Origin of the sequence: Campylobacter suis (assembly GCF_905120475.1) — a bacterium.
In the GTDB taxonomy this organism is placed as follows: domain Bacteria; phylum Campylobacterota; class Campylobacteria; order Campylobacterales; family Campylobacteraceae; genus Campylobacter_A; species Campylobacter_A suis.
In genome coordinates, this window is record NZ_CAJHOE010000015.1 from 1 (window position 1) to 1,020 (window position 1,020).

Consider the following 1,020-nt stretch of genomic DNA (forward strand, 5'->3'; position numbering starts at 1 on the left):
TCTCTTCACCCGCCACCAAGACTCAAACAGAGCAGCCATAGCACTGCGTAAGCTAGATGCCATCATCACACTTGAGCCATTTTGGACATCGCAGGCTAAGTTTTCAGATATTGTACTACCAGTTGCTATACAGCCTGAAAGAGCTGATATAGAGTTTGCAAACTCTACAAATGAGTATCTATTTGCAATTAAACCACTCGTTAAACCTTATGGTGAGAGCAAGAGTGACTTTTGGATATGTAATGAAATTTGTCGTAGGTTTAACCTTGATCTAGCATTTAATGAAGGCAAAGATGAGATGGGCTGGATAAAAGAGCTTTATAGTGATGCTAGTAAAAAAGCAAGTGATATGGGATATGATATGCCAAGCTTTGAGGAATTTTGGCAAAAGGGATATTTTCACTTTGATAAGATAGATGAAGAAAAGAGTAATCACACAAGTTATGTAGCCTTTAGAAATGATCCTTTAAATAATAAGCTAAACACCCCAAGTGGTAAGATAGAAATTTACTCAGAAAGTATAGCTAATATGGGATATGATGACTGCCTTGGTCATCCTGCTTGGTTTGAGCCTATAGAGTGGCTTGGAGATAAAGATAGAAAGTATCCACTAGCAGTAGTATCAGCTCATTCAAAATACAGACTACACTCTCAGCTTGATAACTCTGAAATTTTAAGATCATATAGTAAAATAGCAGGTAAAGAGCCAGTTATGATTAGCCCTAATCTTGCTAAGCAAAGGGGTATAAAGCAAGGTGATGTAGTAAAGGTATTTAACGATAGGGGTGCTATACTTTGTGGGGCTGATATTAGCAGTGATATAGGTGATGATGTGATTATCATAAGAGAGGGTGCTTGGTGGGATCCACAAGATGATGGAATGTGTCATAGTGGAAATGTAAATGTCCTTACCATGGATAAGGGTAGCTCAAAGCTAGCTCAGTCAAATATAGCTCATACTTGCTTAGCTGATATAGTTAAGTATGATGGTATTAGTGAGAATGGGGCGTATGGGGGAGT

1 protein-coding gene is annotated in these 1,020 nt (G+C 38.2%); it reads left to right on the forward strand.

Annotated features, from left to right (window positions below):
* A partial coding sequence (locus LQV35_RS09070) for a molybdopterin dinucleotide binding domain-containing protein (RefSeq protein WP_230057554.1) occupies window positions 1-1,020 on the forward strand: 1,020 nt, incomplete at both ends.